This is a genomic window from Pseudomonas corrugata, from assembly GCF_050920615.1.
Classification (GTDB): Bacteria; Pseudomonadota; Gammaproteobacteria; order Pseudomonadales; family Pseudomonadaceae; genus Aquipseudomonas; species Aquipseudomonas corrugata.
The window spans coordinates 2,555,765-2,575,757 of sequence record NZ_CP130434.1; the positions used below are offsets into that span (position 1 = coordinate 2,555,765).

Here is a 19,993-nt window from a genome sequence, read left to right on the forward strand (position 1 = left end):
TTTGTTTTTCTATCGTTTGTTGTTGCCCGTCACAGCAGCGGCGCCAGGTAGGCGCTCCAGGTGCGCACCGCTTCGGGACTACGCAACAGGTCATTGCGCACTTCGATCAACACCGCATCCAGGCCGCGACTATCGCCGTGGACCGGAACGGTCATGTCGCTCAACGGGTTGATCCGGTAAGGCTGGTTGCCTGCCACCCGCAGCGAATGCTGGCTCAGCCCATCGACGATGCGCTGTGCGTAGTCCACTGCTTCGGCGAACAGTACGCCGGCTTCCAGGGCGCGCGGCTGGCCATAGAACACGGGGGTGAAACTGTGGATGCCCACCACCCGCGTCGGTCGGTTGTCGGCCAGGCGCTGGTCGATCAGCGACCGCAAGCGGTCATGGAACGGGTGGAACAGGTACTGCTGACGGTACTGCCGCGTGGCTTCGTCCAGGGACTGATTGCCCGGGACCTGATAGATCTCGCTCTGGGGCGGGATGCTGTCCGGCACGTGGAGCGGGCGATTCAGGTCGATCAGCAGGCGTGAATAGTTGGCCGACAGCAAGGTCGCGCCCAGCGTCTCGGCCAGGTGTTCGGCCAGGGCCAGGGCACCGATGTCCCAGGCAATATGTTCATGGGCCGCGGTCTCGTCCAGGCCCAAATCGTTCAGCGCGGCGGGGATGAAGCGGCTGGCATGTTCGCACACCAATATCAATGGGTGTTCGGCGTTCTCCCGGATCAGCCGGTAGGGCGGCTCGGTGTAAAGCCCCGACTCGGCGCACTCAATAGATTCGCGCATAGTGCTCACATCGCTCGGCAGGTGACAGCGCCTGGGTCAAGGCCAGTTCCTGGGCCTTCAAGGCGAAGTAGGTTTCGACCAGCGGGCCGGGCAGCGCATCCACCAGTGCCCCGCTGTGACGCAGGCAATCCAGTGCCTGGGCCAGGGTGGTCGGCAGGGCGATAATGCCACGAGTCCGGCGTTCTTCTTCATCCAGGTCGTCGGGTATTTCATCGGTGACGGCACTGAGCGCCAGTCGTTGTTCGATGCCCAGTCGTCCGGCGATCAGCAGGGCCGCCATCGCCAGATGCGGTGACGCGGTGGCGTCCATGGCGCGGAATTCCAGGTTGTACTGGTTCGCCAGCGGCTTGCCACCCAGGCTCACGGTCGGGCAGATGCGCAGCGCCGCCTCGCGGTTGCGCTGTCCCAGGCAAGCGTAGGATGCGCTCCAGTGATGGGGTTGCAGGCGTTCGTAGGAAACCGGCGTGGGCGCGGTCAGCGCACACAGTGCCGGCAGATGCTGCAGTACACCGGCGGCCCAGTGACGACCAAGGCTGGACAGACCGTTGCTGCTCGCGTTGTCGTGGAACACGGGATCACCGTCCAGGTCTTGCAGGCTCAGGTGCAGGTGTACACCGTTGCACACGGCATCTGCCGATGTCTTGGCGGCGAAGCTCGCCTCCAGGCCCATCTGACGGGCGATCTCGCGGGTGATTTCCCGCACGTTCACCGCACGGTCGGCGGCGGCGACGCCCAGGGTCGGGCGGCACGTAATCTCGTATTGATGCTTGCCGTATTCGGGCAGGAACATTTCCGGCTCGACGCCCCCGGCCCGCAGGGCACTGAGCAGCCACCCGGCGAAACCGGCCTGCTGGCGCTGGGCCTGGAGGCTGAAAGCCAGGCGATCGGGTAGGGGCAGGGGGGACTTGAGATTGAACTCATGTTCAAACGCGGCGAAGACCTGCAAGCCCAGCTCGGTGCGATAGCGTTCCACTTCGTCGTGCAGCAGCGTACGCGGGCAAGCGCCCCAGGGCCGGCCGTCGGTCTCGCGCACGTCACAATGAATGAAGTCCAGCGCCGGGGCCTCGGCGTCAGGGCCATTGCTGATGGTGACCCGACTGGACAGGTCCGGCACCAGCCGCAGATCGCCATACGCCCCCCAGGGGTTGCTCGAGGCAATGATGTCCTGGGGCGTCAGCGCACTGTTGGCCGGCACCCAGCCACAGCCGGCAGTGACGTAGTGGGACAGTTCATCGCTGGGAAAGGAGCGCCCGCGGGTCACGCCGATCAAGTCGGTGCTCACCAGCGTGGTGACGGGCAGCGGCGCGAGTGTTGCGGCTTCGAGACGGCTCACGGTTGCATCTCCTGCAAACGACCGAGCACGGTGTCGGTGTCGGTGATCCAGCAATAACCCTTGATGGCGTTCAGGCAGGCCAGGTGACGCTGTTCGGTATACGTGGCGCAGGCGTCCTCCACCAGTGTGACCAGATAACCGCGGTCGGCGGCGTCGCGCACGGCCATGTCGACGCACTGGTCAGTGACGATGCCGGCGACGATCAGGTGCCGGACCTGCAGGTTGCGCAACACATAGTCGATATTGGTGGAGTTGAAGACCCCCGAGGAGGTCTTGGGCAACACGATCTCGTTTTCCTGCGGCGTCAGCTCGGCGATGATCTGCGCCTGCGGGCTGCCCTTGGGCAAGTGCATATCCGACAGCTTGTGATCCAGGGAGCGGTCGCGGCCATCGGCAGTGAGGCTTTCGATGTGGGTATGCAACACGTTTTGCCGGGCTGCACGCACCCCGTCGAGCAGGCGTTGCTGGTTGGGAATCACGCTCTGGCGGGCGCGGCGAATGAAATAGCCGGCTTCGGGCGTGTCCAGATGAGCATCGAACTGCGGTTCCAGCCAGGCGCATTGCATGTCCACCAACAGCAACGCCGTATGGTCGCGGGTGAACGGCAGATCCCGGGGGGAGCGGTGAGGGAGTGAGAACATCCTTATTTTTCCTCCAACAGGTGCGTGTTGAACTCGGTGCGCAAGGCGTCGATACCGTCCAGGCGTTCGGCCAGGCCAGGACATTGCAACGTCAGGCAGGCGATCAGTGCTTCGACCTGGGCCAACGCCGGTACCAGGCTGTCGAAGGCCGAAACCGACTCCACCGGCGCGCTGATAATCAGGTCGGCCAGTTCGCGCAGGGGCGAGGCATAGACGTCGCTGAACAGTACGACCCGGGCATGGCGTTCCTTGGCCGCGCTGGCGACACGAAGGGCCTGGGCCTGGTAGCGACGATAATCGAAGATCAGCACCACATCCTGGCGTTGCACATCGAACAGACGGTCGGGCAGTTGGGCGTTGTCTTCCAGGGCAAAACAACCGGCCCGCAGCAGGCGCAGGTGATTGAGCAGGTAATGGGCGAGAAAGCTGCTGAAGCGTCCGCCGAAGCAATGCACCTGGTGCCGGGTCTCGAGCAGCCATTGCACGAGAATGCGCACGTCTTCTGGCTGCGTCAGGGCTTGGGTTTCCAGAAGACTGCGCTGGCTGGCCACCAGGTATTGGCTCCAGGTGTCGCCTTGCTGCAATTTGGTCCGAGGCTGCAACATCGTGCGGGGAGAGCGCAGGCGGTGGTCCATGTCGACCAGCAGCGCGTCCTGAAACTCGGCATAGCCACCGAATCCAAGTTTCTTTACCAGGCGCACAATGGTCGGATCACTCACGCCGGCATGTTCGGCCAGGCGCGACATCGGGCCCAAGCCATTGCGCGGGTAATGATCAAGCAGCGCACGTACGACCTTGCGTTCCGACGGCGTCAATATCAGACCGGGATCGGTAATAAGGTCCCTGAGAGGCGGCATCCGTGCTCCTTGCTGGACGGGGTGTTGAATTTATTTCATAACTTCTTAAAACAGTATTTATGTAGCCAGTGCTACATGTCCAGTGGTTTTTACGTTTCGTTTAAAATGCCCAGAAATGGTGCGAAAGTCCTGTAGGGCGGGGGCTTGGGATGAGTGGAGTGGTATGTCAGCCATTGCTTTTTTCCGTGTCAGACATAACGACTTTTTGTCTCGGATATTTGATTTCATATAAGGTGCCGTATACGAAAAGATCCCAGTATCCAGTCTCCGCTAGTGTGAGTATTCCGCGTGCAAGCCACTCGTCTGACCTTGATCAGTCATGCCCGAACCGTCGCCCAGAAACAGGCGCGTTTCGCCCTGGACGAATCACTGGACGCTGATTGGCTGGCCAGGCGCCTGAAGGCCGGCCACGGCTATCGGAACGCTTCGCACATCCTGTGTGGGCCTGAGTTGCGCACCCGCCAGACAGCCGCGTTGTTCGGCGACGAGTTCCAGGTGGTCCAGGTCCTGGCCGATTGTGATATGGGGCGGTGGCGCGGGTTATCCATCGACGCGTTGCTCCAGGCCGAGCCGGAACACCTGCAAGCCTGGCTCAATGATCCCCATGCCACTCCCCATGGCGGCGAGTCCATCGACGGGCTGTGCCGTCGTGTCGGGGACTGGCTGGCAAGCCTGGAAAATGAACCGGGACACCTGCTTGCCATCACTCATCCATTCGTGATCCGGGCGGCCCTGATGAATGTGTTGCAATGCCCGGCAACCACCTTCAACCGGATCGACATCGAACCGCTATCCTCTCTGGAACTGCGCTTCAATGGGATGTGGCGATTGCGCACGTTGGGGTCTGAGCAGGGGGCACGTGAATGAAGAGACTTTCAGTCATCGGCATCGGCGCGGGTGATCCGGATTACCTGACGATGCAGGCAGTAAAAGCCCTGAATCGGGTAGATGTGTTCTTCCTCATGGACAAGGGACCGACCAAGCACACCTTGCTGGACCTGCGGCGCGACATCTGCATGCGCTACATCGTTGATCGTCCTTATCGTTTTGTCGAAGCCTGCAGTCCTGAACGTCAACGCGGCGACCCGGACTACGCCGGCAGCATCGAAGATCTGAACCGCGCGAAGCAGGCGACGTTCGCAAGGTTGATCGACGAAGAGCTGTCCGACGGGCAATGCGGTGGATTTCTGGTATGGGGCGATCCGTCGTTGTACGACAGCACTGTTCGCATCTTGCAGGCCCTTCTCGAGACGGGGCGCTGCGACTTCGAGTTCGAAGTGATCCCGGGTATCACCAGCGTCCAGGCCCTGGCGGCGCAGCACAAAGTACCGTTGAACAGCATTGGCGGCGCGTTGGAGATCACTACGGGGCGGCGGTTGGCGGCGGGGCAGGTGGGCGACGCGGCGAGCGTGGTGGTGATGCTCGACGCCGAGGATGCGTACCGCCAGGTGAGCGATCCCGATACGCATATTTACTGGGGCGCTTACGTCGGGACGCCGGACGAGCTGCTCATCGCCGGGCGGTTGGGGGACGTGGCCGATGACATCGAGCGCACCCGCAAGGCAGCGCGGCTGGCAAATGGGTGGATCATGGATACCTATTTACTGCGCAAGCGTTGATATCCAAATGGCGCCGCTGCATCAACTTTGTGGCGAGGGGATTTATCCCCGCTGGGCCGCGAAGCGGCCCCCTTACTGTTTCAGGATGATCCCATCATGTTTGAGGCTGCTTCGCAGCCCAACGGGGATAAATCCCCTCGCCACAACGGTGCCCGCCAGTTTTGATCGCTGCCCATCCGGGGTCACCCGCGCCCAAACCGCTCCCGATACGCCGACGGTGCCAACCCCACCACGCTGCGAAACGCCACGCGAAAGCTTTCCACCGAACGGTAGCCGCACAGATGGGCAATGTTGTCGGTATTGTCCCTGGTGCTTTCCAGCAGCTCCCGGGCGCGCGCCAGGCGTTCATGCTGCAGCCAGGCCCTGGGCGACAGACCGCAGGCCTGGGTAAAGCGGCGCAGGAACGTTCGTTCGCTCATGGCCGCCTGACTGGCGAGTTCGCGCACGCCGAGGGGTTCGTGCAGGTGTTCACGGGCCCACTGCATGACCCCGGACAAATCACTACGTGGGGTGCGGCTGACCGGCGACGGAATGAACTGCGCCTGGCCGCCGGTGCGTTGTGTCGGCATCACCAATCGGCGCGCAACGGCGTTGGCGACTTGGGCACCGAAATCCCGCGCCACCAGATGCAGGCAGGCATCGATGCCTGCGGCGCTGCCGGCCGAGGTGATGACCTGGCCTGAATCCACGTACAACACATCCGGATCGACCAGGATGGCCGGAAAGTTTTCGGCCAGTTCATCGGTGTAACGCCAGTGGGTCGTGGCTCCCAGCCCGTCCAACAGTCCGGCGGCCGCCAACACGAATGCCCCGGAGCATATCGACAGCAGGCGCGCGCCTCGGGCATGAGCTCTGCGCAGTGTTTCCAGCAAGTCTTCGGACGGAGGCTCGCTGCGGCTGCGCCAGCCGGGAATCACGATGGTCCGGGCCGCATCCAGCAGCTCCATGCCTCCATCGGCCAGCACCTGGAAGCCGCCCATGGCGCGCAATGGGCCATCATCGACGGCGACGATCCGGTGTTCATACCAGGGAAAATCGAACTCGGGTCGGGCCAGTCCGAAAATCTCGACGGCGACGCCGAATTCGAACGTGCACAAGCCGTCATAGGCGAGGACCGCGACCAGGCCGGGGGAGGGCTGCATTTGGCGGAAAATTCCCACTGAGTGTCTTGTGCGCCACTTTAGCGGTTAGCATAGGCCGGATAAAGTCTCCTTACGCCCTCATCCCCCTTGGAGTACCCACAATGCCCAGCCCGGTTAGCGAAGTGCCTGCTGCTCCGTCCGACATCGCCTTACAGCATTTCAGTCGTCGTCTGACGTTCGAAACAGATTGTTCCGACGTTCACGCCAGCCAACAGGCCGGCGAGGTCGATTTTGTACTGGTGGATGTCCGCGGTCCCCTAGCGTATGAGCGCGGCCATGTGCCTGGCGCGATCAATATCCCGACACGCTCGCTCACCGCCCAGTCGCTGGCCGCTTATCCGAAAACCACGCTGTTCGTGGTTTATTGCGCGGGGCCCCACTGCAACGGCGCGAACAAGGCAGCGGTCCGCCTGGCGACCCTGGGCTATCCGGTCAAGGAAATGATCGGCGGTGTCATGGGTTGGCTCGACGAGGGTTTTCGCCTGACCGGCCTGGTGGAGCGCGTGGCGGACACGGCGGTCAGCTGCGACTGCTGAGTTTTTGCAGCGATCTGCTGTGGCAAGGGACTTGCTCCCTCGTCACAGCAGTTTGTCCTGTCAGGTTTTTCGCAAACTTCAAGGACATGGACACACCTGGTTATTTTTATAACTATCTGTCGCCTCAACACAATCCCCCCCTCTGAGTGCCCCTCTAGACTCTCGGCCACTTCGGTTTTTGCCAACCGAACGCTGCCTACGATCTGCCAATAAAAAACCTGCGCACTCAGGAGCAAAAATGAAGAAGCTAGCAATGTTCAGTGCCCTGGCACTGTCCGTATTGTCCTTGTCGGCCATGGCCGCTGACGCCCAGCCGCTGCGCCTCGGGATCGAAGCCGGTTACCCACCGTTCTCGATGAAGACCCCTGACGGCAAACTGGCCGGTTTCGATGTCGATATCGGTGATGCGTTGTGTGAACAGATGAAGGTCAAATGTGTCTGGGTCGAGCAGGAGTTCGACGGCCTGATCCCGGCGTTGAAGGTGAAGAAAATCGACGCGATCCTGTCGTCCATGACCATCACCGACGACCGCAAGAAGAACGTCGATTTCACCATCAAGTACTATCACACCCCGGCACGCTTCGTGATGAAGGAAGGTTCCGGGGTCAAGGACCCGCTGACGGAACTCAAGGGCAAGAAAGTCGGTGTGCTGCGGGCCAGTACCCACGACCGCTTTGCCACTGAAGTGCTGGTGCCGGCGGGCATCAACCTGGTGCGCTATGGTTCCCAGCAGGAGGCCAACCTGGATATGGTTGCCGGCCGCCTCGACGCCATGCTCGCCGATTCGGTCAATCTCGACGATGGTTTCCTGAAAACCGACGCGGGCAAAGGCTTCGCATTCGTGGGCCCGACCTATGACGATCCGAAGTACTTCGGCGGCGGCGCCGGCATTGCCGTGCGCAAGGGTGATCAGGCCCTGGCCGAGAAATTCAACGCCGCCATCACCGAAATCCGTGCCAACGGCACGTACAAGAAAGTGCAGGACAAGTACTTCGCCTTCGACATCTACGGGCATTGATCGTTGAAACCAAGGTGGCCCACCGTTGACGCGGTTGGCCACCTTTTTCATGGGCGATTGTTTTACCCTGCGCGATGAGCGCTTTCGTATCTGGAGATTTCATGCAACGCATCGACCATACCCTGCCATGGAGCCACCTCGGCACCGAGCGCCGGCTCAGTGTGTTTCGTTATGGCCATGGCCCACGCAAGGTGTACATCCAGGCCAGCCTGCACGCCGATGAGTTGCCTGGCATGCGCACGGCTTGGGAACTGAAGCAGCGGCTCAACGCGCTCGAGGCCCAGGGCTTGCTCAAGGGAGTGATCGAGTTGGTGCCGGTGGCCAACCCCATCGGCCTGGATCAGCATCTGCAGAGCGCCCACATGGGGCGTTTCGAGCTGGGCAGCGGCAAGAACTTCAATCGCTCCTTCATGGAACTCAGCGTCCCGGTGGGGCAACGTGTCGGCGACCGATTGGGGGACGATCCGGCGGCCAATATCACCTTGATCCGCCAGACCATGCTCCAGGTGCTGGACGAGTTGCCCGCCCCCCCTTCGCAGCTCGAAGCCCTGCATCGTCTCCTGCTGCGCCATGCCTGCGATGCCGATATCACCCTCGACCTGCACTGCGATTTCGAGGCGGCGATTCATCTGTATGCCTTGCCGCAACAATGGCCGCAGTGGCGCTCCCTGGCCGCGCGGTTGAAAGCCGGCGTGGCATTGCTGTGCGAGGATTCTGGCGGCAGTTCGTTCGACGAATCCTGTTCCACCCCCTGGCTGCGCCTGGCCAGGGCGTTTCCCGAGGCGGCGATCCCGCCGGCCAACCTGGCGACCACCCTGGAACTGGGGAGCATGGGCGACACACGAGTGGACCAGGCCCAGGCCAATTGCGAAGCCATCCTCGGATTTCTCGCCGAGCAGGGTTTTATCGGCGGCGACTGGCCCTCCGTACCCGCCCAATGCTGTGAAGGCTTTCCGTTCGAGGGCACCGAGTACCTGTTCGCGCCGCACCATGGCGTGGTGAGTTTCCTGCGCGAGGCGGGCGAATGGGTGGAGCAGGGCGATCCCTTGTTCGAAGTGGTCGACCCGTTGAGTGATCGGGTTACCACGGTACGGGCCGGCACCAGCGGCGTGCTGTTCGCCCTGGACCGTGGACGTTATACCCAGCCGGGAATCTGGCAGGCGAAAGTGGCGGGACGGGAGCCGATGCGTACCGGGAAATTGACCAACGACTGAAAAGTGCTGTCTACCTCACCGTACGGCCCCAGCCATGGGCTCTCGAATGATGGAGGAAGATCAATGTTCAAAGCGTTTGCCCTGTTCCTGTTGCTGGTCTCGTCCGGGCTGCAAGCCCAGCCCTCGCTGCACACGGACTTGCCGCTCAGTTATCTGGCCCAGGCCGACGAGCAGGCCAGGGACCGGCCGCTGGTGATATTCCTGCAGGGTTCCGGCAGCAACGAACGGGACCTGTTCGAGCTCAAGGACGAGTTGCCCCGACACTACAACTACCTCTCGGTGCGGGCGCCGAAGAGCATGGAACCGGGCCATTACCAGTGGTTTGCGAAGAAGGGCGAGGGCGCCTATGACGGCGACACCTTGGATTTGAAGGCCAGCGGCCAGATGTTGCTGGACTTCATCGAAAAGGCCCGGGCCAAATACCCGACGGACGCCAGCCAGGTCTATCTGGTGGGCTTCAGCCAGGGCGCGATGATGAGCTACGAAGTCGCCCTGCGACACCCCGAAGCCGTCGGTGGAATCGCCGCGATGGGCGGGCGGGTTCTGTCCGTGCTGCAAGCCGAACTGACCCCCGACGAGTCGCGGCGGTCGTTGGCGGTGTTCATCGGCCATGGCACGGCAGACCCGATCATTCCCTACCATGACGGCACCGAGGCCGACACGTTCCTGAAGACCCTGGCCCTGGAGCCGGAATTCCATGCCTACCCGGGCGTGGGGCACACCATCAGTGCCTTGGAAGTGCAGGACCTGCGGGCCTGGCTGGAGCGGCTCAATCCCTAGCGGTTTCAGGTTGAATCTCTGTTGCATGGGCTGACGCCATCGCGAGCGGGCTCGCTCCCACATTTGCTCCCGGGCGCTCATACGATTTATGCCCACCGCAAAACCCTGTGGGAGCGGGCTCGCTCGCGAATGAAGCAACGCGGTCCCTCAGGCACTCCGCGCCCAGGCCATCACTTGCCGCTGGCGATCTGTTTCACCAACGCCTCATGACCGTTCTTGTCACTGGCCCGGGAGATGATCTGCACCACGGCCAGGCGTGTCCCGGAGGCTCCCAGCAACGTGGTGTCGAGGGTCGGCCCGCCGCCCTGGGTGGCGCTGGTGTCGAGTTGGCGCAAACCCAGGCCACTGCCTTTCTGGGTCAGGTTTTTCTCGCTGAGGATCTTGGCGTCCGGCAAGGCTTTGCTTCGCTGGGCGGCGAAGCCGGCCATGGTCGTGTCGAGGAAAGCGCCATCGTCATCCTTGACCTTCGCACCATTGACGATGGTGTTTTCAGCCGTAATTACGACGGTTCTGCTGATGGCATTGCTGTACATGGTCCCCGTCGCACCCGCCGTGCCCTGGGCGGCATCGCCGGCAGGCAGCTCCGTCGCGGTGAAACCCTTGGGCAAGGTAAAGACAAGTTTGCCACCCAGCATCGATACTTTCCGGGGCGGCAGATCGCCGGTGGTTTCAGCCGGGGCCGAATGGGCAGGCACGACAACCAGGCTGGCAACGGCTGTCAGCAACAGTGCAGCAGTGTGTTTTATCAACAATGACATTGAAACTCTCGGCATGGAGGGCGTCTTGGGAGGCCGATCATCACACGGGCATCCCGCCGGACTCCAGTGCTACGCAGGCCTCCCAACGTGTCAGTCAGGCTCGACATCGAGCTGCAGGCTGTCATCGGCCAGGCGCTCGGCGCGCCGGACAATCGCGCTGATCCGCCGCCCCTCGGCGGTGAACACCACGATCTGGGCCTTCTCCAGATCATCCGGCAGCGGAGGGCGAATATGCAGCGCGAACCATGGTGGCTCACCGTCATCGAGGCGTTTGACATCGAACTGGCAGTCGACACTTTTGGTGTCCCGGCCGAACAGCGTGTCGAGGCCGTAATCAAGGTGGGTGCTGTCGGCAGCGGCGGGGGAAAGGGACATCGGCAGTCTCCTGTTGAGCACTCGGTTGATGTTCAAGTGATTCTTGCGATGTACGAAAATTCCATCGCCAATGCCCCCGATCAGAATTGATAACCTACCCCAGCATAGTATCCCCAGCCATCGGAGCGGGCGCGGAAGTTGCCATCGCCGAAGTTCAGTTCGCTGCCATCTTCCCAGTTGCCGCCGTTGTGGAAGTAACGGCACACCAGGGTGAAGCGCAAGTGGGTGAAGGAATACAGCAGCACATTGGTGGCAACCGTGGCGTTGGCGGTGCGCGCCGGATTGTCCTTGTGCAGGTCCGAGCCGAAATCGAAGTTGGTGAAGCCGATGTAGGTCAGGGAAGCTCCATTGCTGAACCGACTGATCGGCACGATGTACTTGAGTTGGGCGCGGTAGCCATCCCAGGAGTATTCATTGCTGGCGCCGTAGTTTTCCCATTGATACCGACCGTAGACGTTGGCCGACAGGTTGACCCTGGAATGGGTGTCGATGTCGGTGCCCAGTCCGCTGTACAGAGTGTTGCCGCGATTGGCGCTGTTGCTGCCGTGGTCATAGATCCAGTCGAACGCCACATACCATTCCTTGAACGGCCCGATGGCCAGGCTGCGGCCGGCCAGGTAGTCGATGGAAATGCGCGGTTCGTGCTCCATGAACAGTGGCGAACCATGATCCCATGCCCCTTTGTCGTGGCTGTTGCCGATGTCGAAAATTTTCGGAATGTCGACGTAGCCGTACAGTTCGAACGGCCCTTTGCGGCCGAAATACTCATACTCCAGGTACACATCGTCGACCGGCTGCGGGCCGAAGCTGATGTCCTTGCTGCCGATGATTGTCAGGTTCTGGTTGTACCAGTCTGACAGATAGGCGCCTTTTTTCGGCGCAGCGGTTTGGGGGCTCAGGGCTTCTCCCTGGGCAGAGTCGTTCGGTGAGGCTTGGGTTGCAGTGCTGGGTAGTCCGGTAACGGCGGTCAGTAGCAGGGAGGCTGCGAATACACCGGGCACGGCGCGACGCCGGAAAATGAAATGCATGAAAAGTCCTTGTTCGTGCGGGCCGAAACCCGTGTTCCTTGATGAAAGAAAAAACACCCGATAAGAGCGCTCAAACGGGGCTCGCAAACGTTTGCACATCCCGTACCAGTTTTTCCTGGCCGCTGTGGCACAAGCACTGGAGCGTCGAGGTTGCTGCTAGAATCGCTCACCTTGACTGATGAGAGGTATGCCCATGAGCGAGCCCATTCGCCTGACCCAGTACAGCCATGGCGCCGGTTGCGGCTGCAAGATTTCGCCGCAGGTGCTGGAAGTGATTCTGGCCGGCAGCGGTGCGCAGAACCTTGACCCGAAATTATGGGTCGGCAACGCCTCCCGGGACGATGCCGCGGTATATGCCATCGACGAGGAACGCGGGGTGGTGTCGACCACTGACTTCTTCATGCCGATTGTCGATGACCCCTTCGATTTCGGCCGCATCGCCGCCACCAATGCCATCAGTGACATCTACGCCATGGGCGGTGATCCGCTGATGGCCATTGCGATTCTCGGCTGGCCGGTCAACGTGCTGGCCCCGGAAGTCGCACGGGAAGTGATTCGCGGTGGTCGTTCGGTGTGTGACGAGGCTGGTATTCCGTTGGCTGGCGGGCATTCGATCGATGCACCTGAGCCGATTTTCGGCCTGGCCGTCACCGGCCTGGTGCAAAAGCGCCACATGAAGCGCAATGACACCGCCACTGCCGGCTGCCGCTTGTACCTGACCAAGCCCTTGGGCATTGGCATCCTCACCACGGCCGAGAAGAAGGGCAAATTGCGCGCCGCCGACGTTGGCCTGGCCCGCGACTGGATGTGCACCCTCAACAAACCCGGCAGTCGCTTCGGCAAGCTGGATGGCGTGACGGCCATGACCGACGTCACCGGTTTCGGTCTGCTTGGGCATCTGGTGGAAATGGCCGACGGCAGTCAGTTGACCGCACGTATCCGCTACGATGCGGTGCCGCGCCTGCCAGGCGTCGAATATTACCTCGACTTGGGCTGCGTGCCGGGCGGTACGCTGCGCAACTATGACAGCTACGCCAGCAAGGTCGGTCGCGTCCAGGAACTGCACAAGCGTGTGCTGTGCGACCCGCAGACCAGCGGCGGTCTGTTGGTCGCCGTGACGGCGCAAGGCGAAAGCGAGTTTCTTCAGGTGGCCGCTGAACTGGGCCTTGCGCTGGAGCCGATTGGCGAGCTGGTTGAGCGACAGACCAGCGCGGTCGAGGTGTCTTGATGAGCAACGACATTACCGATTACCGCGCCATTTTCCTCAATGATCGGCCGATGATGGATACGCGCGCCCCCATCGAGTTTCTCAAGGGTTCGTTTCCCGGCGTGGTCAATCTGCCGCTGATGACTGACATCGAGCGGCAGCGGGTCGGTACTTGCTACAAACAGCAGGGCCAGCAAGCAGCAATTGTCCTGGGGCATCAGTTGGTGTCCGGCGACACCAAGGCGCAACGCATCCAGGCCTGGGCCGATTTCGCCCGGGCCCATCCTGACGGTGTTCTTTACTGCTTTCGCGGCGGCCTGCGCTCCCAGATCGTCCAGCAATGGCTCAAGGACGAAGCCGGCATCGAGTACCCCAGGGTCGGTGGCGGCTACAAGGCAATGCGCACGTTCCTGCTGGACACCGTAGAGCAGGCGGTCGCCCAGTGCGATTTCGTCTTGCTGGGCGGCATGACCGGCACCGGCAAGACCGAAGTGCTGACCCAGCTTGTCAACGGGCTGGACCTCGAAGGTTACGCCAATCACCGGGGTTCGAGTTTCGGCAAGCGGGCCACGGGGCAGCCTTCCAATATCGATTTCGAAAACCGCCTGGCCGTGGATGTGCTGAAAAAGCGCGCCGCCGGTATCGGGCAATTCGTAGTGGAAGATGAGAGCCGCATGGTCGGCAGCTGTGCCTTGCCGTTGCCGCTGTACCAGCGCATGCAACAGGTTCCGATGGTCTGGCTTGAAGACAGTGTGGAACGACGGGTCGAGCGGATTCTGCGCGATTACGTCATCAACCTGAGCGCCGAGTTCATCGCCATACACGGCGAGGAGGGGTTCTCGCTGTTTTCCGAGCGGTTGCTGGCGAGTCTGGACAACATCCACAAGCGCCTGGGCGGCGATCGTCATCGTCGTCTGATGGCAATCATGGAAGCCGCCCTGGCCGAGCAGGCCGATAGCGGTGCCGTCGACTTGCATCGTGGCTGGATCGAAGGATTGCTGCGCGAGTATTACGACCCGATGTACGTGTTCCAGCGGGAAAAGAAGGGCGTTCGGATCGAGTTTGCAGGGGAGCAGGCGGCTGTCCTTGAGTATCTGCGTGAGCGCGCCGTCCGGACAGGATGACCCCGGGACCTCATGGGAACGGGCTGCCGCTATCGCGAGCAGGCTCGCTCCCACATGGGCCTGAGGTGATCGCAGAGGTGTCGTCCACTGTAAATTCCCTGTGGGAGCGAGCCTGCTCGCGATAGCGGTGGATCATCCGGCGGCGATGTCAGTCTTGAAACCTTAAAGCAACACCGCTCCGATCAACCCGAAGACGATGCCGACCAGCATGGTCAACAGTGCCACGGTCACCAGCACTCGGGCATCGAAGTCCTTGCGTAGCATCAGCAACGACGGCAGGCTGATGCTCGGCAGTGTCATCAGCAACGCCACGGCCGGTCCGGTACCCATGCCCAGGGTCATCATCGTTTGAACGATAGGGATTTCCGCTGCGGTGGGAATCACGAACAGCGTGCCGACAATGGCCAGCGGCACCAGCCACAGCAGGCTGTTGGCCATGGCGCCATCCACATGGGGAAACAGCCAGACCCGTGCCGCGCCCAGGACCAGCACAGCCAGCACATAAACGGGAATGGTGCTCCAGAACAACTGCCACAAGGTCCGCCCCCAACGAGCCAGGAAAGGCTCGGCATCGACCTCGCTGGCCTCGGTCACCGCTTCTACGGCCGCCTCGGGCAATACTTCGGGGCGGGCGATGCGTTGGGCCACCATCGACACGCCGAAGACCAGCACAATGCCCGCCGCCAGCCGCAGGGCGGTGAAGCCCCAGCCCAGCACTAGGCCCATGAACACCAGGGTCGCGGGGTTGAGTACCGGGTTGCCGATCCAGAAGGCCAGCGCCGCGCCCACCGAGACATTCTGCCGACGCATGCCGGCCGCCACTGGCGCCGCGCAGCACGAGCACATCATGCCGGGCAGGGCGAACAGTCCGCCGCGCAGGGTCGAGGCAAAGCCGGCTTGGCCGAACAGGCGCAACAACCAGTCACGGGGAATCAGTACCTGCAACAGGGAGCCCAGGATCACCGCCAGCACCGCCGCTTTCCAGATCGCCAGGAAATACACCTTGGCGTAAGTCAGCGCGGCCATCAGCGGCGCGGTCTGTGCGTCGTTGAGGATCGAACCGCCGATGCTGTGGTTATCGGCGGCGACAAACGCCTTGAGGTAATAGGGCGACCATTTGACGTAGTAGAGACCGACGCAGGCCACCAGCAGGAACAGGGCGGGTTTCCACCAGAACGACCAGCCCCGAACGGGAGCGGCAGAAGATAAAGACATGGAGAAGGTCCGGGCAGTAGGGATGTAGGCGCATCATACTCTGTGGCGAGGAAGCTTGCTGTGGCGAGGGTGCTTCCGCCGGGCTGCGTCCTGTAGGAGCTGTTGACTGCAACGAGGCTGCGATCTTTCCACTGACAATTGAGCCTCAAGGGAAAGATCAAAATCAAAAGATCGCAGGCTTCGCCAGCTCCTACGATGCCTGCCGCTTACGTGGGACAGGTTTGCTGCCCGTTATCCAGGCCCTGCTTGTAGCTCCGGCTGGACAGGCTGGCCTTGCCGTTGTGCCAGATCAGGGTCAGTACATACAGCGAATCGAAATCCCCCGATTCCCAGTCTTTGGCAATGGTCTGCTTCTTGCCCACGGCCTCGCCGGCCACCTTGTTGATCAGTTCCGGCAAATAGCCGTGAGACCACGCCGTGTAGATAGTAGCGTTGTGGTACTTGTCATGCAGCAGTTCGTCGGCCAGGGCGCTGGTGTCGTTGGCCGAGTATTCGATATTGACCGGCAACCCGAGTTTGATCGCGCTGGGACTGATGGTCATCAACGGGCGAATATAGCTGTAGGAATTATCACGTTCGCCTTCTTCCACGTTGCGGGTCGGGTTGGCCGCGAATACGTAGTCGGCCTTGCCGAACTTTTGTGGCAACAGGGTGGCCAGGTTGATGGCGCGATTGAGCCCCTGGCAGTTGAGTTGGCCCAGGCCACCGGCGGGTTTTTCGGCGTGGCGCAGAAATACCAGGGTCTGGATGCCATCGACCGGCTGGGCGCGACTGACGCTGGACTCCAATGACAGCGCCAGACCGCAGATCACGAGCAGCGTCGGCAGGATCAGCCATGAACGGCGTTGGAGGTGTCTGGTGAACTTCAGGGGATTAATCATCGGATTATGTTCTTCGGCTGTCTCGAGTCAGGCTTCGAGTCAGGCTGACAAACCCTGGTACCGCGAAGCCTTGGCTTCGGGGGTTTTCCTTGTCGTTACGCCGCTTCGATTCCTCGGGGCATTGCTCTGAGTCTCCTGAAGCCCTTTGGTTCGATGCTGCCACGGCTCTCTTCCGTGAGATGGAATGAACATTAACGACAGGATGTTGCGAAATTAATAACGGCCGGCGTGAATACCGTGACCGTCAGGAGGGGGGCATTTCCTGATGCTATCCACCCGATCCTCAATTATGCTCCAGCATTTCCCTCCTGCCATGGAGCTCCCCATGCCCAACCTGACCCAATTCCCCATCACCCGGAAATGGCCGGCCCAATACCCCGAGTGGCTCCAGCTCTACTCCCTGCCAACCCCAAACGGCGTGAAGGTCTCGATCATGTTGGAAGAGATCGGTCTGCCCTACGAACCCCACAAAGTGGATTTCGGCAGCAATGATCAACTGTCCCCTGAGTTCCTCTCCCTCAACCCGAACAATAAGATCCCGGCGATTCTTGATCCCCACGGGCCGGGGGATCAGCCGCTGGCGTTGTTCGAGTCCGGGGCGATTCTGATTTACCTGGCGGACAAGAGCGGTCAACTGCTGGCCCAGGAGTCGGCGGCGCGCTACGAGACGATTCAGTGGTTGATGTTCCAGATGGGCGGTATCGGGCCGATGTTCGGGCAGCTGGGTTTCTTCAATAAATTCGCAGGCAAGGATTATGAGGACAAGCGACCTCGCGACCGTTATGTGGAGGAGAGCAAGCGGTTGCTCAAGGTACTCGATGGTCGCCTGGAAGGGCGCGACTGGATCATGGGCGAGCGCTACACCATTGCCGACATCGCCACCTTTCCGTGGGTGCGCAACTTGATCGGGTTCTATGAGGCCGGCGATCTGGTGGGAATCCAGAACTTCCCCAACGTGACGCGGGTGCTGGAACGCTTCCTGGCGCGGCCGGCGGTGGTCCGTGGTTTGAAGATCCCGGAATGAGCGGAGCGATGACCCGCCGATTCGATTTCAAGCAACTGGACGTGTTCAGCAACGTGCCGCTCAAGGGCAATCCGCTGGCCGTGGTGCTGGGGGCCGATGAGCTCAGCGATGAACAGATGATCGCTTTTGCCAACTGGACCAACCTCAGCGAAACCACTTTCCTGTTGGCACCGCAACATCCGGAGGCGGACTACCGGCTGCGTATTTTCAGCACGTCGACCGAGTTGCCGTTTGCCGGGCATCCTACCCTGGGCAGCTGTCATGCCTGGTTGGAGGCCGGTGGCGTATCGAAAGGCCGGGAGATCGTGCAGGAGTGCGGCGTAGGCCTGGTCAGGATTCATCGCAATGAACACGGGTTGGCGTTCCTGGCTCCGCCGCTGCTCAAATCCGGTCCGCTGGACGTTGATCTGTTGGAACGGGTACGCAGTGGGCTGAGGCTGCCGGCCGAGGCGATTGTCGACGCGCAATGGGTTGATAACGGCGCCGGTTGGCTGGCGTTGATGCTCAAGGATCGTCAGCAGGTGCTGACGCTCAAGCCTGACTATCACCAGCTTCTGGATTTGGCGGTGGGGGTCGTCGCGCCTTGGGATCCGGCCGTGGATGGTGATGAGGCTCAGTTTGAAGTGCGGGGTTTCATCGCCGGTGATGGCATGCCGGAGGATCCGGCCACCGGCAGCCTGAATGCCGGTCTTGCCCAGTGGATGCTGGGCAAGGGGCTGGCGCCGTCGTCTTATGTAGTCAGTCAGGGATTGACCATGGGGCGTGCTGGACGGATTCATGTCGAGCAAATCGCTGAAGATGTCTGGATCGGTGGCGCGGTGGTGACCTGCATCAATGGTTCGCTGAGCTTGTGAGTGGATTATTGCCCTGCCGGTAACACTCTGTTCTCCAGGCGGTGTTTGTGGCCTGGCCGGCCAGGGCATAAGCTTTGTCCCCCTGTGATTGACCCATTTGCCCAGGAATCCCATGTCCAGCCAGTTCCCCGAAGCACGTCCACGCCGCCTGCGTCGTAATGCCAGCCTGCGCAGTCTTTTCCAGGAAACCGAGTTCACGTTGAACGACCTGGTCCTGCCGATTTTCGTCGAAGAAGAAATCGATGACTTCGTGCCGATCAAGAGCATGCCGGGCGTGGTGCGCATTCCTGAGTCGAAACTGGCCGGCGAGATCGAGCGATATGCCCGTGCGGGCATCAAGTCGGTGATGACCTTTGGCGTGTCCCATCATCTGGACAGCGACGGCAGCGACACCTGGAACGAGCGTGGTCTGGTATCGCGCATGGCCGCGATCTGCAAGGACGCGGTACCGGAAATGATCGTGATGTCCGACACGTGTTTCTGTGAATACACCGATCACGGTCATTGCGGTGTGCTTCATGGGCATGAAGTGGACAACGACCGGACCCTGTTCAACCTGGGTCGACAAGCTGTGGCAGCGGCTCGCGCCGGTGCCGATATCATTGCTCCGTCCGCGGCGATGGATGGGCAGGTCCAGGCGATTCGCAAGGCCCTGGATGAAGCCGGCTTCAGCCAGACGGCAATCATGGCCTATTCCACCAAATTCGCCTCGGCGCTCTATGGCCCGTTCCGTGAGGCTGGCGGCAGTGCTTTGAAGGGCGACCGCAAGAGCTACCAGATGAACCCGATGAACCGTCGCGAAGCGTTGCGCGAATCCCTGCTCGACGAACAGGAAGGCGCCGATGCGTTGATGGTCAAACCGGCCGGTGCCTACCTCGATATCATCCGTGACATCCGCCAGGCGTCTAACCTGCCGCTGTCGGCCTATCAGGTCAGTGGCGAGTACGCGATGATCAAGTTCGCCGCCCAGGCGGGTGCAATCGACGAAGCCCGAGTGGTGCGTGAAAGCCTTGGCGCGATCAAGCGGGCGGGGGCCGATCTGATCTTCACCTACTTTGCGATAGACCTGGCATCGAGCGGTATCTGATTCCCCCATGTCCAGCTCAATTCCCTTGTGGGAGCGAGCCTGCTCGCGATGACGTTGGGTCAGTTTGCATTGATGTTGTGTGTGCCGCCGTCATCGCGGGCAAGCCCGGCTCCCACAGGCCCGAGGTGCCCGCGGACTTGCTGTCCAGCTCAATTCCCTTGTGGGGGCTTGCTCGCGAAAGCGGTGGATCAGCTTGCATTGATGTTGTGTGCGCCACCGTCTTCGCGGGCAAGCCCGGCTCCCACAGGCCCGAGGTGCCCCGCGGACTTGCTGTCCAGCTCAATTCCCTTGTGGGAGCGGGCTTGCTCGCGAAAGCGGTGGATCAGCTTGCATTGATGTTGTGTGCGCCGCCGTCATCGCGGGCAAGCCCGGCTCCCACAGGCCCGAGGTGCCCGCGGACTTGCTATCCAACTCAATTCCCTTGTGGGAGCGAGCCTGCTCGCGATGACGTTGGGTCAGTTTGCATTGATGTTGTGTGCGCCACCGTCTTCGCGGGCAAGCCCGGCTCCCACAGGCCC

General features: G+C 61.5%; 21 protein-coding genes. 11 read left to right on the top strand and 10 right to left on the bottom strand.

What is annotated here, in order from left to right; translation table 11 throughout:
* Positions 1-29 precede the first annotated feature (29 nt).
* From QZH45_RS11790 to QZH45_RS11805, 4 genes are read right to left on the bottom strand one after another with little or no spacing between them, the layout of a single operon-like run.
* Positions 30-782: an N-formylglutamate amidohydrolase gene (locus QZH45_RS11790; RefSeq protein ID WP_024779796.1), complete on the bottom strand. Its 753-nt coding sequence runs from the start codon at positions 780-782 to the stop codon at positions 30-32.
* Positions 766-2,115: a glutamine synthetase family protein gene (locus QZH45_RS11795; RefSeq protein WP_055134856.1), complete on the bottom strand. Its 1,350-nt coding sequence runs from the start codon at positions 2,113-2,115 to the stop codon at positions 766-768. Before QZH45_RS11795 ends, QZH45_RS11790 begins: the two co-directional genes overlap by 17 nt.
* Positions 2,112-2,756 (bottom strand): cysteine hydrolase family protein, encoded by a 645-nt coding sequence (locus tag QZH45_RS11800; protein WP_024779798.1) that lies wholly within the window; start codon positions 2,754-2,756, stop codon positions 2,112-2,114. Before QZH45_RS11800 ends, QZH45_RS11795 begins: the two co-directional genes overlap by 4 nt.
* A gap of 2 nt (positions 2,757-2,758) precedes the next feature.
* Positions 2,759-3,613 (bottom strand): MurR/RpiR family transcriptional regulator, encoded by an 855-nt coding sequence (locus tag QZH45_RS11805; protein ID WP_024779799.1) that lies wholly within the window; start codon positions 3,611-3,613, stop codon positions 2,759-2,761.
* A gap of 288 nt (positions 3,614-3,901) precedes the next feature.
* Here QZH45_RS11805 and QZH45_RS11810 point away from each other — a divergent pair, with 288 nt between their 5' ends.
* Together QZH45_RS11810 and cobF are read left to right on the top strand one after the other, a co-directional pair.
* Positions 3,902-4,480: a histidine phosphatase family protein gene (locus QZH45_RS11810; protein WP_053191521.1), complete on the top strand. Its 579-nt coding sequence runs from the start codon at positions 3,902-3,904 to the stop codon at positions 4,478-4,480.
* The gene (gene cobF / locus QZH45_RS11815) at positions 4,477-5,232 is read left to right on the top strand and encodes a precorrin-6A synthase (deacetylating) (RefSeq protein ID WP_024779801.1); all 756 of its coding nucleotides are present in this window, start codon (positions 4,477-4,479) and stop codon (positions 5,230-5,232) included. The genes QZH45_RS11810 and cobF overlap by 4 nt, the downstream gene beginning before the upstream one ends.
* A gap of 182 nt (positions 5,233-5,414) precedes the next feature.
* On the opposite strand, the gene ftrA is transcribed toward cobF, so the two are convergent.
* On the bottom strand, positions 5,415-6,374 hold the full coding sequence (ftrA, locus tag QZH45_RS11820) for a transcriptional regulator FtrA (RefSeq protein ID WP_024779802.1): 960 nt from the start codon (positions 6,372-6,374) through the stop codon (positions 5,415-5,417).
* A 101-nt stretch (positions 6,375-6,475) separates the two neighbouring features.
* Between ftrA and QZH45_RS11825 the strand changes: the two genes are divergently transcribed.
* The 4 genes from QZH45_RS11825 (at position 6,476) to QZH45_RS11840 (ending at position 9,922) form a co-directional block, all read left to right on the top strand.
* Positions 6,476-6,910 (top strand): rhodanese-like domain-containing protein, encoded by a 435-nt coding sequence (locus QZH45_RS11825; protein ID WP_053191523.1) that lies wholly within the window; start codon positions 6,476-6,478, stop codon positions 6,908-6,910.
* 238 nt (positions 6,911-7,148) lie between these two features.
* Positions 7,149-7,928 (top strand): ABC transporter substrate-binding protein, encoded by a 780-nt coding sequence (locus QZH45_RS11830; RefSeq protein WP_055134857.1) that lies wholly within the window; start codon positions 7,149-7,151, stop codon positions 7,926-7,928.
* Positions 7,929-8,029: 101 nt separating this feature from the next.
* Positions 8,030-9,142 (top strand): M14 family metallopeptidase, encoded by a 1,113-nt coding sequence (locus QZH45_RS11835; RefSeq protein ID WP_055134858.1) that lies wholly within the window; start codon positions 8,030-8,032, stop codon positions 9,140-9,142.
* Between the two features lie 63 nt (positions 9,143-9,205).
* Positions 9,206-9,922 carry an alpha/beta hydrolase gene (locus QZH45_RS11840; protein ID WP_053191527.1) on the top strand — a complete coding sequence of 239 codons (717 nt, stop codon included), beginning with the start codon at positions 9,206-9,208 and terminating at the stop codon, positions 9,920-9,922.
* Positions 9,923-10,092: 170 nt separating this feature from the next.
* On the opposite strand, the gene QZH45_RS11845 is transcribed toward QZH45_RS11840, so the two are convergent.
* From QZH45_RS11845 to QZH45_RS11855, 3 genes are all read right to left on the bottom strand, one after another.
* On the bottom strand, positions 10,093-10,680 hold the full coding sequence (locus QZH45_RS11845; protein WP_024779807.1) for a hypothetical protein: 588 nt from the start codon (positions 10,678-10,680) through the stop codon (positions 10,093-10,095).
* Positions 10,681-10,770: 90 nt separating this feature from the next.
* Positions 10,771-11,055, bottom strand: a complete 285-nt coding sequence (locus QZH45_RS11850) for a hypothetical protein (protein ID WP_024779808.1) — start codon at positions 11,053-11,055, stop codon at positions 10,771-10,773.
* Between the two features lie 80 nt (positions 11,056-11,135).
* Positions 11,136-12,083, bottom strand: coding sequence for a nucleoside-specific channel-forming protein Tsx (locus QZH45_RS11855; RefSeq protein ID WP_055134859.1), 948 nt, complete (start codon positions 12,081-12,083; stop codon positions 11,136-11,138).
* Positions 12,084-12,276: 193 nt separating this feature from the next.
* On the opposite strand from QZH45_RS11855, the gene selD reads away from it, so the two are divergent.
* Together selD and mnmH are read left to right on the top strand one after the other, a co-directional pair.
* Positions 12,277-13,311 carry a selenide, water dikinase SelD gene (selD, locus tag QZH45_RS11860; RefSeq protein ID WP_055134860.1) on the top strand — a complete coding sequence of 345 codons (1,035 nt, stop codon included), beginning with the start codon at positions 12,277-12,279 and terminating at the stop codon, positions 13,309-13,311.
* Positions 13,311-14,414, top strand: a complete 1,104-nt coding sequence (gene mnmH, locus QZH45_RS11865; RefSeq protein WP_024779811.1) for a tRNA 2-selenouridine(34) synthase MnmH — start codon at positions 13,311-13,313, stop codon at positions 14,412-14,414. The genes selD and mnmH overlap by 1 nt, the downstream gene beginning before the upstream one ends.
* Positions 14,415-14,576: 162 nt before the next feature.
* On the opposite strand, the gene QZH45_RS11870 is transcribed toward mnmH, so the two are convergent.
* Together QZH45_RS11870 and QZH45_RS11875 are read right to left on the bottom strand one after the other, a co-directional pair.
* Positions 14,577-15,629 (bottom strand): permease, encoded by a 1,053-nt coding sequence (locus tag QZH45_RS11870; RefSeq protein WP_055134861.1) that lies wholly within the window; start codon positions 15,627-15,629, stop codon positions 14,577-14,579.
* Between the two features lie 206 nt (positions 15,630-15,835).
* Positions 15,836-16,510, bottom strand: a complete 675-nt coding sequence (locus QZH45_RS11875) for a hypothetical protein (protein ID WP_053191533.1) — start codon at positions 16,508-16,510, stop codon at positions 15,836-15,838.
* Between the two features lie 325 nt (positions 16,511-16,835).
* On the opposite strand from QZH45_RS11875, the gene QZH45_RS11880 reads away from it, so the two are divergent.
* The 3 genes from QZH45_RS11880 (at position 16,836) to hemB (ending at position 19,475) form a co-directional block, all read left to right on the top strand.
* Positions 16,836-17,534: a glutathione binding-like protein gene (locus QZH45_RS11880; protein WP_041024530.1), complete on the top strand. Its 699-nt coding sequence runs from the start codon at positions 16,836-16,838 to the stop codon at positions 17,532-17,534.
* An 8-nt stretch (positions 17,535-17,542) separates the two neighbouring features.
* Positions 17,543-18,388 (top strand): PhzF family phenazine biosynthesis protein, encoded by an 846-nt coding sequence (locus QZH45_RS11885; protein ID WP_055134862.1) that lies wholly within the window; start codon positions 17,543-17,545, stop codon positions 18,386-18,388.
* Between the two features lie 112 nt (positions 18,389-18,500).
* A complete protein-coding gene (hemB, locus tag QZH45_RS11890; protein ID WP_055134863.1) occupies positions 18,501-19,475 on the top strand; it encodes a porphobilinogen synthase in 975 nt (324 codons plus the stop codon).
* Positions 19,476-19,993 lie beyond the last annotated feature (518 nt).